Source organism: Fulvivirga ligni, from assembly GCF_021389935.1.
GTDB lineage: Bacteria > Bacteroidota > Bacteroidia > Cytophagales > Cyclobacteriaceae > Fulvivirga > Fulvivirga ligni.
The window spans coordinates 5,640,294-5,656,379 of record NZ_CP089979.1 but is presented as its reverse complement, the minus strand read 5'-3'; the positions used below and the strand labels follow the sequence as shown (position 1 = coordinate 5,656,379).

Annotated in this window: 10 protein-coding genes; 3 read left to right on the top strand and 7 right to left on the bottom strand. The window is 39.2% G+C overall.

Going from position 1 to position 16,086, the window contains the following annotated elements; translation table 11 throughout:
* Positions 1-3: 3 nt before the first annotated feature.
* The 6 genes from LVD16_RS23895 to LVD16_RS23870 all read right to left on the bottom strand — a co-directional run bounded on the left by LVD16_RS23895 (position 4) and on the right by LVD16_RS23870 (position 8,935).
* Positions 4-1,500, bottom strand: coding sequence for a class I adenylate-forming enzyme family protein (locus LVD16_RS23895; protein ID WP_233770820.1), 1,497 nt, complete (start codon positions 1,498-1,500; stop codon positions 4-6).
* Positions 1,490-3,022 (bottom strand): sodium/pantothenate symporter, encoded by a 1,533-nt coding sequence (locus tag LVD16_RS23890; RefSeq protein ID WP_233770819.1) that lies wholly within the window; start codon positions 3,020-3,022, stop codon positions 1,490-1,492. Before LVD16_RS23890 ends, LVD16_RS23895 begins: the two co-directional genes overlap by 11 nt.
* A 13-nt stretch (positions 3,023-3,035) precedes the next feature.
* Positions 3,036-4,025, bottom strand: a complete 990-nt coding sequence (locus tag LVD16_RS23885; protein WP_233770818.1) for a 3-oxoacyl-ACP synthase III family protein — start codon at positions 4,023-4,025, stop codon at positions 3,036-3,038.
* Between the two features lie 43 nt (positions 4,026-4,068).
* Complete coding sequence (gene fabG / locus LVD16_RS23880) at positions 4,069-4,803, bottom strand: 3-oxoacyl-ACP reductase FabG (RefSeq protein ID WP_233770817.1); 735 nt, start codon at positions 4,801-4,803, stop codon at positions 4,069-4,071.
* 611 nt (positions 4,804-5,414) lie between these two features.
* Positions 5,415-5,891 (bottom strand): hypothetical protein, encoded by a 477-nt coding sequence (locus tag LVD16_RS23875; RefSeq protein ID WP_233770816.1) that lies wholly within the window; start codon positions 5,889-5,891, stop codon positions 5,415-5,417.
* Between the two features lie 404 nt (positions 5,892-6,295).
* Positions 6,296-8,935 carry a glycoside hydrolase family 2 protein gene (locus tag LVD16_RS23870; RefSeq protein WP_233770815.1) on the bottom strand — a complete coding sequence of 880 codons (2,640 nt, stop codon included), beginning with the start codon at positions 8,933-8,935 and terminating at the stop codon, positions 6,296-6,298.
* Positions 8,936-9,283: 348 nt separating this feature from the next.
* Between LVD16_RS23870 and LVD16_RS23865 the strand changes: the two genes are divergently transcribed.
* The 3 genes from LVD16_RS23865 to LVD16_RS23855 all read left to right on the top strand — a co-directional run bounded on the left by LVD16_RS23865 (position 9,284) and on the right by LVD16_RS23855 (position 13,888).
* Positions 9,284-11,566 (top strand): GH92 family glycosyl hydrolase, encoded by a 2,283-nt coding sequence (locus LVD16_RS23865; protein ID WP_233770814.1) that lies wholly within the window; start codon positions 9,284-9,286, stop codon positions 11,564-11,566.
* Positions 11,567-11,583: 17 nt separating this feature from the next.
* Complete coding sequence (locus tag LVD16_RS23860) at positions 11,584-12,849, top strand: sugar MFS transporter (protein WP_233770813.1); 1,266 nt, start codon at positions 11,584-11,586, stop codon at positions 12,847-12,849.
* A gap of 145 nt (positions 12,850-12,994) precedes the next feature.
* Entirely contained in the window at positions 12,995-13,888 is an 894-nt protein-coding gene (locus tag LVD16_RS23855) for an ROK family protein (RefSeq protein ID WP_233770812.1), read from the top strand.
* 200 nt (positions 13,889-14,088) lie between these two features.
* Here LVD16_RS23855 and nagB read toward each other — a convergent pair whose 3' ends face one another.
* Positions 14,089-16,005: a glucosamine-6-phosphate deaminase gene (nagB, locus tag LVD16_RS23850; protein WP_233770811.1), complete on the bottom strand. Its 1,917-nt coding sequence runs from the start codon at positions 16,003-16,005 to the stop codon at positions 14,089-14,091.
* Positions 16,006-16,086 lie beyond the last annotated feature (81 nt).

Below are 16,086 nucleotides of genomic sequence, written 5' to 3'. Positions count from 1 at the left end.
TCGTCACACCTGATGTGGCAATGCTGACAGTGCTTTTCTATTGATTTTACCAGTATCATTTTTTGGCAACTCAGAAATCACTTCAAAAAATTTTGGCACTTTGTATTTAGCCAGCTTTTCACAGCAGTAGTCTTTAATCATGCTCATTGGTACATTTTCATGCATAATAAGAAAAGCTTTGCCTACTTCACCCCATTTATCATCGGGCACACCCACTACACAAACCTCTTTTATAGCTTCATGCTGCAATAAGCACTTCTCGATTTCAGCGGGATATACATTTTCGCCGCCAGATATAAACATATTTTTAATTCTATCCACCACGTAAAAATAACCTTCCGAATCTTTCATGAGAATGTCTCCCGTTTTAAACCAACCATCCTGAATGGACTTTTCGGTGGCCGAGATATTTCGCCAATAGCCAGGTGTAACAATCGGGCCTTTTATCCAGAGCTCTCCATTTTCATTGGCACTAGCTTCCACTCCGTCCTCATTCATTAGCTTGCACTCCACATAAAAGTTAGGAAAGCCAATGGAACCTCTTTTGCGTATTGCATCTCTGGCTTCTAATGAGAAAATATTAGGTCCGCATTCCGTTAACCCAAACCCCTGACGGATAGGCACTCCCTGATCTGCCCACTGTTCTATGAGCGGTACCGGAAGCGCCTCGCCTCCTACAATCATATAGCGTAAAGCTTCAAAATTTGCTTTTTCAAATAGCGGGCAGTCGCTCATCATGCGTACCATGGTAGGTACTGCCATAAATATGCTTACCTTTTCACTTTCCAGCAGATGAAGAATGTTTTTAGCATCAAATTTTGGCATCATAATCATGGTACCCCCAGCATGCAAAATAGGGGTGGTGAGTACATTCCAGCCGCCAGTATGAAATGGCGGCATAACATTGAGGTTGATGTCATTAAAGGTAATCTGTAGTCGAAGGGCTGTATTCAAACTGTTCCAAAGCATCATGCCATGGGTGTAAACAGCACCTTTTGGCTGCCCGGTAGTGCCAGAAGTATACAGAATGAAAGCGGGATGCGTTTCTTCCAGGGTCTTCGCTTTGTAGGTGATGTTGCTGTCCTTGTTTTTCTGAACAAAGTCAGAAAAGAACTGAAAGCTAATAATTTTCTCATAAAGCAGCGCGGGCACCTCATCTAACAGAGGTCGATATTCATCCGCTACTATAATGAGGCTTGGATCTGAATTCTTTACCAAAAAAGCTATTTCTGATGGCGAAAGCCGATAGTTTATAGGGACTAAAATAGCTCCTGTTTTTTGTGTCACCCCTAAAAGACTCACATACTCCATGTGAAAATTGGCTAACACCAATATGCGATCGCCTTTGCGGATGTTATGTTGCTCTTCCAGCCACGCACTGAGGCTATTAGCGGCCTGATTCAGCTGGCTATAATTCAAAGTATCTTGCCTATTTACCTCTTTCACTGCCACTTTATCCGGACAGTAGAGGCTCCATTTTGTCAGCCAATCACATATCATGGTATTGCTTTTTAGGTAGTACAAAATACAATAAAATTCCGATGATGCTGGATCCCAGAATGGCAGCTGTAGAAGCAATGGCAGGGTTTTTCACTGTAGTCTGCATGTAAGCAGTAATGCCGCCATAGTACATGCCAAAGTGAATAATTAAAGCGCTAAGCGCAGCAATGATTACCGCATTGGTATTGGCTCTTGGCAAAAACATGCCGAATAGAACCGGAATGAAAGCGCAAGAGAAATATGCATAAACGCCATTTTGAGCAAATATGGCTACACTCATATTAGGATTAATCAGCTGCTGATATGAAAACAAAAAAGATACAATGGCCAATAGAATGATGACTATTTTATTCACCATTATCCCGGCTTTCCCATCTTCAAGCTTCTTTCGGAAGGCCTCGGGGCTAACTTTCATGATGATGTCAGAAGTAATGGTGGATGAAAGGCTTTGAATTAGTCCTTCCAGCGTAGACATGCCTGCCGAAATAAGTCCGAAAATGATAATAATGCTGAGATAAACCGGAAACTTAGTGACTACATAGGTGGAGATCAATCCATCGGGAGCGATCGGTGTGTCTCCAATTTTCATATCTGGAAATTCAATACGAGCATAAAGCCCGGCAATGACAACCAGAAAAAACAGGAATTGCACCGTGGCTCCAACCAATAAATAGCGGTTTACATCGGTAGACTTTTTTAGTAAAAGTGACTTAGTAAGTATATGCGGTTGACAAACCACTGCTATACCTACAACTATCTGACAAAATATGATTTCAAAATAATCTCTAAAGAGCGGACTTTCAGGATTAAGCGGCTTTGTTAAATTGGGATCGATTGCAGTGAGTTTGTTAAAAAAATCATTGACTCCCTTTTCAAAATACTCATAACCTGAGCTGATTAATATGATAGCTACTATGACCATAGATACTGCCTGAATGGTATTGGTGTAGACCATAGAGTTGGCTCCTCCGAACATCATGTAGCCAAACACAAAAACGATTACTCCGGCCAGCGCATAAGCTGGGTCCAATCCTAAGGCCTTTGATAAAACCTGAGTTATCCCTACACAGATAAGGACGATGAAAGTGATGAGTAAGAGAGATAGAAATGCGAAAAACAGGGCGAATTTCTCGTTTTTATATCGGTTTCCCATCCATTGGGCCATGGTTAAGGCAGATACTTTATTGCCGAATTTGCGAAAGCCCTTGGTGAGTAAAACCAAAGAAAAAATGGCCGCTACAGGCAATGCTAATCCATATGAAATGAAACCGCTGATGCCATAGGTGCCAATAAGGCCAGGGTTAATAATAAACGTAGCTGCGCTGGTCATGGAGGCCGCTAATGACAAGCCTACAAAGGCAGGTGAAAACTGCACGCTGCCTAAAGCATAATCGCTCATATTTGTAGTTTTTCGCATGCCATTAACCACAAAATATAAAACAGCCATAGCATAAACCCCCAGTAATGAGTAGGTGGCTGTTACTACCGAAATTTGACCAAGTATAATGGGATATTTATCCATATTATCAGGTAAGTTAAAATTTAAAAGCTGCTCCGGCAAATGAAAGCCCTCCGCCAGAACCGATAAGGAAAATGTAATCCCCTTTCTGGATCTCTCCCTTTCTTACTGCCTCATCCAACGCCATAGGAATGGCTGCAGAACCAGTGTACCCATATTTATGCATGATGTATTTGGCTTTGTCCTTCGCCAGGTTCAGATTTTCCAGCATTTCATAAATGCTATTGATGTTAATCTGAGTAAGGAAAAATTTACTAACCTGACATACTTCAATACCTGCTTCTCTGGCCATGCGCAAACTCATTTTGGTCCACATTTCAGGGTTCAGTTCTTTAGGGAATTTCTTCACAAACTGCAGTTGATGCTTTCCATTCTGAACGGCCGTTTCGGTAATGGGGCAGTGTGTCCCACCGGCATAAATTCCCATCCAGTCGTGGTACTGGCCCTGGGTGAACTGGTGCGCGTTTAGAAAGCCACTGTCTGTATTATCCTTGGCGCTTAGCACCACGGCACCGGCACCATCGGCAAACAGCGTTACCGTTTTCTTGTCGGACTTGTTCAGGTATTTGCTCATGGCATATACCCCGATGACCAAAATATGTTTGTACTGCTCATCTGCCAGGATGTATTTAGAAGCCGTATCAATAGCCGACACAAAGCCAGCGCATGCAGTATTGAGATCAAAAGTGCCGGCACCTTCTGCTCCCAGACGATGCTGGAGCACAGAAGCCGTGGCTGGAGAAATGTATTCTGGGGTGTCAGTAGAAATGATGATCTGGTCTAGTTCCTTGGCGGCTATTCCTGCACTTTCCAGTGCTTTTAGTGCGGCCTTTTCACACAGATCTACGGTAGATTCATCGTCAGCGCACCAATGGCGCTGCTCTATGGTTAGGTTTTCGCGCAGCCATGTGTCTACATCTTCACCTAGTAATTCGTTGAAATATTCATTTTTCAGTACCTGCTCAGGTGCATAGGATCCTGTGCCAGTAATAACTGCTTTTCTCATAGTAGATAGTTTCATGAGGCGAGTGCCACGTAGGGTTGAATGCTTAAATAGTTACCGCGCCATCTACGCTAAGTGTAGTGCCGCTAATGAATGATGCTTCGTCAGAGGCCAAAAACGCATAGGCATTGGCAATTTCTTCCGGTTGGCCCAATCTTGAAAGAGGGGTTTTGTCTTCCATCATTTTGATCACCTTTTCAGGCATCTTTTTCACCATTTCGGTAGCAATAAACCCAGGCGCCACGGCATTTACTGTTATGCCTTTTCGTCCCAGCTCCTTGGCCCAAACCTTTGTCATTCCAATGACTCCAGCTTTGGTGGCTACATAGTTGGTTTGACCGAAATTGCCATATAATCCTACCACAGAAGAAGCATTAATAATGCGGCCATACTGCTGCTCAATCATATAGGGAGATACTGCTTTGGTGCAGTAGTAAACACCATTTAGGTTAACGTTGATGACCTGCTGCCATTGGTCATCAGTCATTTTTCCTAAAGTGGAATCCCTAGTGATGCCGGCGTTATTAATGAGGATATGTACTTTACCAAAGTCTTGAATCGTTTTTTGCGTGGCTTGCTCTACGGAATTTTTTGATGCGGTGTCCACTTTATAAAAGCGGGTGCCATGGCCAAGTTCTGCTGCGGTTTGTTTGCCAATGTCTTCGGTGATATCCCAAATGGCTACCTGAGCGCCTTCTTTAATAAACTTTTCAGCCGTTGCCCTTCCTATGCCACTGGCGCCACCAGTAATGATGGCTATCTTTCCTTTAAGTCTTTCCATTTTTTAGTTTTTAGGTTGGCAACAAATTGGATAAACTTATTTTTCAGACAAACTGAGGGTGAGTTATGTGAGGGTTGACTTTTTTAGGGTTTGATTATCATTTTATTTTAAAAGGTGAATTTGGTGATTAAAGTTGAGGTGGACTATTGAGTTAAGGTTCTGTTATAGAATGTAGATGAGAGTTTTCAAGAGGCCTCTTCAATTGAGTCTGAAGCAGTGTAAATACAAAAATAGATCCCTTTAAATTTAATACGGTAGCTTAGCATTATTATCCTTGTTCGGCTGCCAATGTCATATCCCAATTAAGATACTTAAGCTACCAGATAATTTATGTTTTAAGTCCTTAAATGAGAATAAAAGAATTAGACCAAGAATTAATAATGCTGGACCACATGAGAATATACTCATCAAAAAATAAGAAGGCTTACCATGCCTATTTGGGTCATACATACCTATTGAAAAAGCATGCTGAGCAATTGGAGTTAATGCTAAAAGAATAAATCCGTATACAAAGATCAAAGAAAGTGATTTATTATTCATATGAAAATCTTCGTTAAACGTAATTAGCTATTTACAATTGATTGCTTATATCTTCTATATCAATAACTCAATTAATAAAAATTCTTATACCCACTTATTATATGAGTTTTTAATTCTTGAATCTCATTTCCGCCAAATTTCTCTATAAGTTCTTTTTGATGCCTATTGAAAAAGTGTTGTCTCCATTTTTGAGATTTATTGGTCAAGGAGATTATTTTATAATCTAAAATTATAAATAAAAAGTATTTGGAGTAGGTGTCTCCAGACGTGTCCCTATACTTGGGTTTAGGGTGTTTTCTTGAGACGTAGTTATAGTAGTATATGCCCTCGCAGCTCGACTCTTTTTTTACTGCAGGAAAATATTCGAAGTATGCTTGTTCACGCCTGCTTTTTGGGTCTATTAGCACTGAGTAGTTTAAATTCTCTATACAATCTACAAAATGTTCCTTTGAAATAAGTTTAGGATTAGGTCTGTAAATCATTTTTGGATTCTGAGCCAGGCATGCGCTGGTTAAAAATAATAAAATGAAGTAAGCTAGAAGTTTCATGGTCTATACCGCCAATCTACTAATTATAATTCCGTGATCAAATCAGGTTAATGCACAATTAGACACTTACACTAGCTTTTAAATAAGGGTAGGCAGGAAATTTAAAAACCCTTAAAAACAAAAAACCGCTTAACTTATAAAGTTAAACGGTTCTTAGTAGTCGGGGCGGCAGGATTTGAACCTACATCTCTAATGTATTGATTTTCAATTATTTATATATTATATCAACTTATGGGGCACCTAATAGGGCTCATTTTGTAAGGCATCTGTTGTTTAAGTTTGTTGATGCCCGGGTCATATAGAATCAAAGAACTGTTTATATTAATATAAAAATAAAAAAGAAACATTTAGTAGGCAAAATATAATTGTACCTCACTTACTAAAAGATAGGTATTTGATATTAATTACTCTATAGGTAGAAGTTGCTCTTTAACATTCCAGCCTTCAATTGAAATTTTAGCTGTTGCAATATCTAACTTTGAAGAGTCATATTCCAGGGTCACAGTTTTAGTTTCTCCTGCTGTTAGCGATATATAATTGTCATCATAAAAAACAGGTAAAATACGTTCTTGGTTACTCTCATCTACCAATGATATTCTATTGAAAAAAGCTACCGGTCCGCTTTCATTAGCCTTAAGGCTTACGTTTATTTTACCTTCTTCAACTAAATATGCATTACAGGTAATGGCTACAGAAGGTAATTGTTTTAGTCCACTGTACGTACCATTTTTATCAGGAATCCAATAGAAATTTTCAGAGATCATATTTTGATCCATATTCAACAACTGAAGCTTCAAAAACAGGCCATCATCCTTCGCTACTTTATCTACATAGCTTTTCATTGATAAATACTTTTTAGCAGAAGTAGGTTCTAAACCCACTACTACTTGCGTAAATAGTTTTTTGTTACCTGCCATATCAATGGTTTCTACCTTGAGCATCAGGTTATGGTAAGTGTCAAACGAATTGTTTACCCCCATTATCATACCATTGGTGTGGTTATACATTACGTGCACGGATTCACCACCTTTGCGTAAACCATACAGACAGGCGTTGGGGTCTAGATAATAGTCATACATTTGTCCGCGCATGGCTGTCCAGGGGTTTTGAGTCTTCCATATAATGGTGCCCGTGTACCATTCCCACATGTGAGAACTAAATCCTTCCATGAGTGCCCTATATTGATTATAGTTAACCAGCTGAGCCTTTCTGCCAAAATCCCGGGCATCAGTAGCATCTCCATAAGGGCGTATGTGATGCTCGTAACCGATGTATTTATGGTAATCCCAAACCTTGTCTACAGTGGAGTCATTAAAGGTTGGGGGAGTGAGATGCTCCTTGGGAATAAATCTTTTTAATGACTCAATATCTCCCACGCCTACTGAGCCTACTTCAGAATTAAATGGCCAAGTCTTGTGATTCCAAAATACATCGGTAGACTGTATAGTATATGGGCCATCTCCGTTTCCCCCGATGGTATTTAACGACATGCTATCAGAGTTCGAATATGTGATGAACCAACGTGTGCCGTCTTCTTTACTCAACACATCATTTTGAAGTGCTTCCAGTATATCCTCTGGAGGTGTGATCTCATTTCCACCACAATATATGGCCAATGAGGGGTGATTTCTTATCATTTTAACCATGTCACGAGCAGATTCAATAAAGAGACTATGATCATCAGGGTACTTTCGGCGAGTCCACTGATCTTCTAGTTTCATCGGATCTACCCATTTGCCGTTACAGTCACCTGACATCCAGAAATCTTGTATCACTAATAGGCCATATTTATCACATGCTTCATAAAATTCTGGTCTCTCTGCCAATGCCCCGCCCCAAATTCTGATAAGGTTGAGGTTCATATCACGGTGAAATCTAATCTCTGCATCGTATCTTTCTGGAGTGAATCTTAACATGGCATCAGAAATGATCCAGTTGCCTCCCTTAATAAAGATTTTTTGTCCATTAACCATGACCTGCATACTTTGTGTGTGATCATTCCATTCTCTGCTGATTTCACGAATCCCAAAATAAATCTTTTGCTCATCGGATACTTTCTTTTTCTCTTTAAAGGTGAGCGTAATATCGTATAAGTTTTGTGCTCCATATCCGTTTGGCCACCATAGTTTTGGGTTTTTGATGCTGAAGTTAGGCAGGTTAGCTTTGATGGTTTGATTTGCAGGAATAGTAACTGACTGACTTATAGTATTGCCGTTAAGTTCGTAACTGATTGTGCCTTCCGCCGCTTGATTGGTTGGGTTTTCTAATTCAGTCGAAACTATAAGGATAGCATCATTTTGTTGGTTAGCATTACTCTTTCTTAAGCCGGGCACCTTGGTTATCACTTGAGGGTTTTTGATATTAATAGCGCCTGTTTTTTCCAATGTAACTTTATCCCATATACCGGTATTTCTGTCTCTGATGGGTTGAATCCAATCCCAGCCTGCCACATATTGATGACTTACGTTTTTAGCAATTGTACCATCTCCACCCTGGCCTCCGTTAGGGTTGCCCACCGGATCTGGAGGGTATACAATTACCGCTAGTCTGTTGCTACCATTAGAAGTTAAAAAAGAGGTGATATTGTATGATTGCCTTAAAAACATTCCTTTATGACGTTGCTCGTTTACCTGTTTTCCGTTTAAGAATACATCGCAGCTATAATTTATTCCTCTGAAATTTAACCAGGCTTCTTCACCTTTTTTGATGCTCATTTCAAAATCTTTTACAAACCAATAAGTATAGTGATCCCGGCCGGTTTCGTATATATCTGGTATCTCGAGATTATTCATACCATAAAAGGGGTCAGGTACCTTTTGGTTGTTTAATAAGGTAGTGAGAACCGTTCCAGGTACAGTGGCTGGAAGCCAGCTATTAATATCATAATCTTGTTGTGACAGGGCTTTTCCGTTGTGGCCTACTTCTCCTATTGGAGCACATTTCCAGCCGGAATTTAATTCTCTGACATCCTGTGCTTGTGTATGAGTTGATATTATAGCGAAAAAACTGCCAATGATGAAAAGTGAGATTAGATTTGAAGTCATACCTTGAAAATTAGTTGATAAAGATTTGTGTGCGCACACATTATTCAAATTTATAATTTTTTTTGTTAAAAAAAATTTGGTGTGGTTTTCAGACAGAGCTTGGCGTACCAAAAGTTGGCTCATTTCCTTTTGAACTATTTTTTCTCTACAAAAAGAAAATATTTCAACATATAAACTTTATTATATTTCTTTGTGTTTGCGTACACATTGCTCAAAAATAATGATTTTAATATTATGATGTGAAATTTATAATATATCTTTAGCCCCTCAAACGGGAGCACTGGAAATTATTGAATTCACAAATGTTAATGGTCTATCCCTCTTATAGATTTAAAAAATAGTATTTAAATGATCAGGTTTTTCTTACCAATAGCAATCTTAATGATATTGAGCGGTTGCACCGTTGAACGTGATGCTTCAGAAACTAATAATTTTATTAGCTATAGTGATTTTGTAGATCCATATATAGGTACAGGTTTTCACGGACATGTCTTCTTAGGCGCCAACGTTCCGTTCGGAGCAGTTCAGTTAGGCCCTACCAACCTTACTGAAGGTTGGGACTGGTGCTCAGGGTATCATTATAGCGACACCACTGTTATCGGCTTTTCTCATACCCATCTTAGTGGTACGGGTATAGGTGATCTTGGAGATGTTTTACTTATGCCTACTACGGGTGAAGTTAATTTAAATAGAGGGTCTATAAAAGATTCAACTATGGACGAAGGGTATGTGGCCTATTATAGTCATAAAGATGAGGAAGTGCGTCCAGGATATTATGGGGTATGGATAGATAAATATCAAGTGGCAGTAGAACTTACAGCTACTAAGCGCGCCGGTTTTCAGCATTATAATTATAAGAGTTCCGGTTCATACAATGTTATACTGGACCTAGAAAGAGGTATTGGCTGGGATTCGCCCACTGATACACAGATTGAATGGATTAATGACAGCACTATTCAGGGCTTTAGATATTCTAAAGGGTGGGCGGTAAATCAAAGAATATATTTCTATATGAAATTATCTTCGCCATTAAGCAAATTGGTGACGGATAAAAATGAAGTGTTTACAGGTGGAGCTATGCTGGAAGGGCAAAAGTTAAAAGTAGCACTAGTTTTCGATAAGCTTGCTAATGGAGATTTAATGATTAAAACCGGAATATCTCCTGTAAGTATAGAAAATGCTCGTGACAATCTTTCGAAAGAGATTCCCAATTGGGATTTTCAGGAGGTGGCTTCGGTTGCGAATAGAGAATGGAATCAGGAGCTAAGCAAAGTGCAGGTTTCTATGCCCACTGAGAAACAAATGAAAGTTTTTTATACTTCATTGTACCACACCATGATAGCTCCATCAATTTTTCAGGATATAAATGGTCAATATCGTGGTGCTGATGGAAAAGTATATACAGACACTAGCTTCCATAACTATACAACTTATTCGCTATGGGATACCTACAGAGCGGCACATCCATTATATACCCTAGTGCAAGCAGAGAGGGTCAAGGATTTTGTGAAAAGTTTTTTGAACATATATAATCAACAAGGCAAGCTTCCGATTTGGCATTTGGTGGGTAATGAGACTGATTGCATGGTAGGTTATCCTTCTATACCAGTGATAGCGGATGCTTATTTTAAAGGGTTTGATGTTGATGGAGAATTGGCCTTTAAAGCTATGAAAGCTTCCTCCATGCGTGATGATTATGGAATGAAGTATATTAAAGAGAAAGGGTATATACCGGCAGATCTTGAGAAGGAATCTGTATCGAAGGCGTTGGAATATTGCCTGGCAGATTGGAGTATAGCCTATATGGCCAAGTCGCTGGGTAAAACTGAGGATTATCTATATTTCAATAAAAGAGCTCATGCTTATGAGCAGTATTTTGATAAAGATTCTCAATTCATGAGAGCCAAATTGGATGATGGCAGTTTCCGCTCACCTCTTAATCCTTTCACATCTACACATATTTGGGGTGATTACACTGAAGGAAATGCCTGGCAATATACATGGCTGGTTCCTCACGATGTGGAGGGCCTTATTTCTTTATTTGGCAGTGAGGAATCTTTTGAAAAGAAGTTAGATAGCTTATTCATAGTTGAAGGGGATCTTGGTAAAGAAGCCTCACCTGATATTTCAGGTCTTATAGGTCAATACGCTCAAGGTAATGAGCCTAGTCATCATATACCATACTTATATAATTATGTAGGTAAGCCGTGGAAGACCGCAGATAAGGTTCGATATATCATGGACAGCCTCTATCAGGATATTCCAGCTGGTATTTGCGGTAATGAAGACGTTGGCCAAATGTCAGCTTGGTATGTGCTGTCCGCACTTGGTTTTTATCAGCTCAGTCCGGCGAATGGCGATTTTCTATTTGGTAGCCCGATCATTGAAAATGCCACTTTATACATCGGGGGCAATAAGTTAGATATAATAGTAAATAACAATAGCTCCACTAATAAGTATATTCAGCAGGTAGCATGGAATGGCCAGCAGTATATGAGCTCTGCAATACCCTATTCTATGCTTTCAAAAGGCGGTGTATTAATCATAGAAATGGGTGACAAGCCTTCTTCTGAATTTGGAGTTTTAGATAAAAATAGACCAGCTTCTATTCCAAAGCACTTTATCAAATAGTTTTAAATACCACGTTTATGCCCCAAAAGAAAAAAAGTTTCGTCATTTCTATGACAATCATTGGCATACTGTTTTTCATCATAGGTTTTGCTACTTGGGTTAACGGTACTTTAATTCCGTATTTGCAAATAGCATGTCAGCTAGAGACAGAAACACAAGCTTATTTGGTAGCTACTGCCTTTTATATCGCTTATACACTGATGGCGTTACCATCATCTTACGTATTAGACAAGGTTGGGTACAAATTGGGGATGTCCATGGGGCTAATAGTCATGGCTATAGGTTCTATTATATTTGTTCCGGCCGCCATGATAAGAAGTTATTCTTTCTTCTTATTCGGTCTTTTTATAATTGGTTCCGGGTTGGCCCTTTTACAAACAGCGGTTAATCCGTATGTTTCAGCTATTGGTTCACCTCAGAGTGCGGCTACGAGAATTAGCATCATGGGTATTTCGAATAAGGTGGCAGGGATCCTTGCTGGCTTGATCTTTGGCTATATTGCGCTCAGTGATGTAGATGCCTTGGAGACTTCTCTAGTTACTATGGATGCTACGGAAAAGACTATAGCACTCGACGAACTGGCATCTCGGGTTATTATACCCTATAGTATTATTGCTGTAGTCTTGGCTATTTTAGCATTTGCAATTGGACTTTCATCATTACCCGAAATCGATGGAGAGAAATCAGATGAGGTAACTATTAAAACTGGTGTTGCGAATAGCAGAGAGAGTATATTTGAGTTTCCACACCTATTTCTGGGTGTTTTGGCGCTATTCCTATATGTGGGAGCTGAGGTAATAGCTGGAGATACAATAATAAGCTATGGTAAGTCAATAGGCATTTCTTTGTCTGTAGCAAGATACTTTACCCAGCTGACTTTAGTGTGTATGCTTATTGGGTATATAGTCGGCATATTCACTATTCCTAAATTCATCTCCCAAGCTAAGGCACTAACTATTTGTGCGCTATTGGGCATGTTGTTTACAATAGGAGCAATTTTGACCAATGGGTTTGTATCGGTAGCCTTTATTGCTCTTTTGGGATTAGCTAACTCATTAATGTGGCCGGCAATTTTTCCGTTATCTATTTTCAACTTGGGAAAGTACGCACCTAAAGGTTCCGCATTACTGATAATGGCTATTTCAGGTGGAGCCATATTGCCGTTAATATATGGTAGGCTAGCTCATGTTTGGGATGGCCGATCGGCTTACCTCATGCTCTTACCTTGTTATGCCTACATTTGCTATTTTGCAATCAGAGGACATAAAATAGGATTGAAATAATTGGAATACAGGTAATAAATTCTAATTAAGATTTGTTCTGTGTGCGCACACAATAAAAATTAATTATTATTGTAATTGCAAAAGAGTATTTAGTGAATGCTGTGGTATATATATCATATTAATACTAACATAAGAAAATAATAATATGTCAAATAAGGCCGTCATTGGTGTCGATATTGGAGGCACAACTATCAGTATAGGGGTGATCCAAGAAGGACAATTGGTTAAGAAAATGCAATTGGACACGCCAGCCATGGAATCGAAGCAAGTCATCATCAATGTTTTACTTGACGGTATAGAAGAAATATCAGAAGGCTATACTATTGAAGGTGTAGGCATAGGTGTTCCTGGGCTTTTAGATGCTGGTAACGGTATTATATATGACTTAATAAATATACCCTCTTGGAATGAGGTTTATTTGTCCGATGCAGTGCAGGCGCGATTCAAAGTGGATGTTTATTTAGCAAATGATGCTAATTGTTTTGCCGTAGGTGAAAAAATATATGGTGGTGGCGCCCGATATAAAAGTATAGCAGGATTAGCATTGGGAACAGGTCTTGGTGTGGGGTTCGTATTTAATGGTCAGCTGCATACTGGGATTATGTCAGCAGCAGGAGAGGTAGGAGCAATCCCTTATATGCTTCATAATTATGAACATTATTGTAGTGGCAAATTCTTCAAAAAAGAATTTGGTTTGGATGGGAAAACTGTCTTTCAAAAAGCGATGGAAGGTCATGAGATTAGCCGCGGTATTTTTAAACAGTATGGTTTACATCTTGGACATTTGTTAAAATATTTACTTCATGTAGTGGCACCGGAGGCAATTTTTATCGGAGGCTCAATTAAAGATGCATATCCTCTTTTTGAGGAATCAATGTGGGATGTCTTACACACCTTTCCTTATAAAAGAGTTATTGATAATCTCGTTGTTGAGAAATCTGAAATGAATGAAGTGGCTATTATGGGTGCTGCTGCAGTGTGTGAAATGAATATTCAGATCAAGGAAAATCTTTCTAATCACCAAGGTATTTTACATTAATTTACTTTGTAAAAGTAGCTGTTTTAGTAATCTTAAAGCTCTCAGTACTATATATACTTTTCCTTATATACTTTTCCTTGTAAGGTATTCATATAGTTAAACTTCAGTGAATCCTTAATATTATTGAAATTAGAAAGGGCCGCCTCTGTCTCACCATAAGGCAGCCACTTTCTGTCCTAATCAAACTACTTACCTAAACACTAGAAATGGTGCCGAACAAAAGCTTCTATAGCCTCGTATTCGGTTAGTCCTAGTTTATCGTATAAACGTGCGGTTGTTCTATTTCTGTCTTCCGCACGTTGCCAAAACTCACGCTTGTCATCTCCAGGAAATACGGGAGAATCCTTTTGTGACTGATGCTTGAATATGGCTTTTCTTTTTCTCATTAATTCTCCTGGACTAATTGGGATGGCCATCTCTATATCTTCGATATCCCATTCCTGCCAAGCTCCCCGATATAGCCAAACATAACAGTCTTCAAGCCACTCTTCCCCTTGTTCTTTAAGTATTTCCAATGCCTTATAAATAGCCTGTAGGCATACTGCATGGGTGCCATGTGGATCTTGGAGATCGCCGGCAGCGAAGATTTGGTGTGGCCTTACTTCCTGTAAAATATTTACTATGATTTGAATATCTTCTTCACCTATGGGCCTCTTTTTTACCTGTCCCGTTTCATAAAATGGCAAGTTTAAAAAATGAACATTCTCCTCCTTCACACCGCAAAACCTACATCCGGCCTCGGCTTCTCCTTTTCTAATGAGCCCCTTAATGGTCTTTACTAATGGAGTGTCCTCTTCACCTAATTTCTTTGTGTCTAAGAAGCTCTTTAAATCAGATAATTGCTCTGGGAAGTCAGACGAAATACCTAATGATTTAAGAATCTCCTCTGTAAATGATGCAAACCTTAAAGCATCATCATCAAATACTGCAATGTTTCCGGAAGTCTGGTAGGCAACATGAACATCATGCCCTTGATCGACCAATCTTAGTAATGTTCCTCCCATAGATATAACATCATCATCAGGGTGTGGACTAAATATAATTGATCTCTTTATGGCCGGTTCACTTCTTTCAGGTCTTTTTTTGTCGTCAGAATTAGGCTTGCCACCAGGCCAACCTGTAATAGTTTTTTGTATTTGGTCAAATACTTTTATGTTAAGGTCGTAAGCGCTACCAGACTGAACCAGCAGGTCCATTAATCCTGCTTCTTTGTAATCCTCATCAGTAAGCTTTAATATAGGCTTTTCCATTTTCTTGCTAAGCCATGTTACGGCTCTTCTGGTTAGCTTTTGATCCCAGTTGGCGAGACCCACAACCCATGGTGTTTTATACCGCGCCAGGTTAGCAGCAGCACTTTCGTCTAACACTACCTGTACTTTGCTATGAGTCTGTAAGAATGAGGCGGGCACATCATCAGTAATTTGACCTTCAACCATTTTCTGAACAATAGGCGCTTTTCCTGATCCCCAAGCGACTAAAATGATTTTTTTAGCCTGCATTATTGTTCCAACACCCATAGTAATTGCACGTAACGGTACAAACTCTTCCTTGATAAAATCTTTAGCAGCATCAGATATGGTAAGAGGGTCTAACTTGACCATCCTGGTAGAGGAGGAAAAAGATGAACCTGGTTCGTTAAAACCAATATGTCCTGTTCGGCCTATTCCCAATAATTGAATATCAATACCACCTAAAGTGTCTATTTTCTCTTCGTATTCTACGCAATATCTCTTCACCTCTTCTAAAGTAATAGAGCCATCCGGAATATGAATATTTTGCTTGGGAATATCAATATGATTAAAAAGGTTTTCATTCATAAAACGAACATAGCTTTGAAGCGATTCGGGGTCCATCGGATAATATTCGTCTAAATTGAAGGTAACTACATTTTGGAAACTGAGTCCTTCTTCTTTATGAAGCCGGATTAGCTCCTTATAGATATTTACCGGTGATGATCCTGTAGCCAAACCTAATACAGCGGGTTTGCCCATTTGATTTTTCTTTTCGATTAATCTGGCAATTTCACTGGCTACTATGCGAGAACCTTCAAGATTATCATTGAATACAGTTACGGGAATTTTTTCTAAACTAGTTTCAGAATAATTAAGTGCTGGCATTGCGAAGACTTTAAGTTCTATACTTGATATATTACAAATATAATGTGTGCGCACACAAATTAAAAATTTAAAGTTGTGTGC

What these genes read in the sequence shown, in the direction of transcription:
- LVD16_RS23895 (WP_233770820.1), bottom strand. Translation starts at nt 1,500, where the DNA reads ATGATATGTGATTGGCTGACAAAATGGAGCCTCTACTGTCCGGATAAA.
- LVD16_RS23890 (WP_233770819.1), bottom strand. Translation starts at nt 3,022, where the DNA reads ATGGATAAATATCCCATTATACTTGGTCAAATTTCGGTAGTAACAGCC.
- LVD16_RS23885 (WP_233770818.1), bottom strand. Translation starts at nt 4,025, where the DNA reads ATGAGAAAAGCAGTTATTACTGGCACAGGATCCTATGCACCTGAGCAG.
- fabG (WP_233770817.1), bottom strand. Translation starts at nt 4,803, where the DNA reads ATGGAAAGACTTAAAGGAAAGATAGCCATCATTACTGGTGGCGCCAGT.
- LVD16_RS23875 (WP_233770816.1), bottom strand. Translation starts at nt 5,891, where the DNA reads ATGAAACTTCTAGCTTACTTCATTTTATTATTTTTAACCAGCGCATGC.
- LVD16_RS23870 (WP_233770815.1), bottom strand. Translation starts at nt 8,935, where the DNA reads ATGACTTCAAATCTAATCTCACTTTTCATCATTGGCAGTTTTTTCGCT.
- LVD16_RS23865 (WP_233770814.1), top strand. Translation starts at nt 9,284, where the DNA reads ATGATCAGGTTTTTCTTACCAATAGCAATCTTAATGATATTGAGCGGT.
- LVD16_RS23860 (WP_233770813.1), top strand. Translation starts at nt 11,584, where the DNA reads ATGCCCCAAAAGAAAAAAAGTTTCGTCATTTCTATGACAATCATTGGC.
- LVD16_RS23855 (WP_233770812.1), top strand. Translation starts at nt 12,995, where the DNA reads ATGTCAAATAAGGCCGTCATTGGTGTCGATATTGGAGGCACAACTATC.
- nagB (WP_233770811.1), bottom strand. Translation starts at nt 16,005, where the DNA reads ATGCCAGCACTTAATTATTCTGAAACTAGTTTAGAAAAAATTCCCGTA.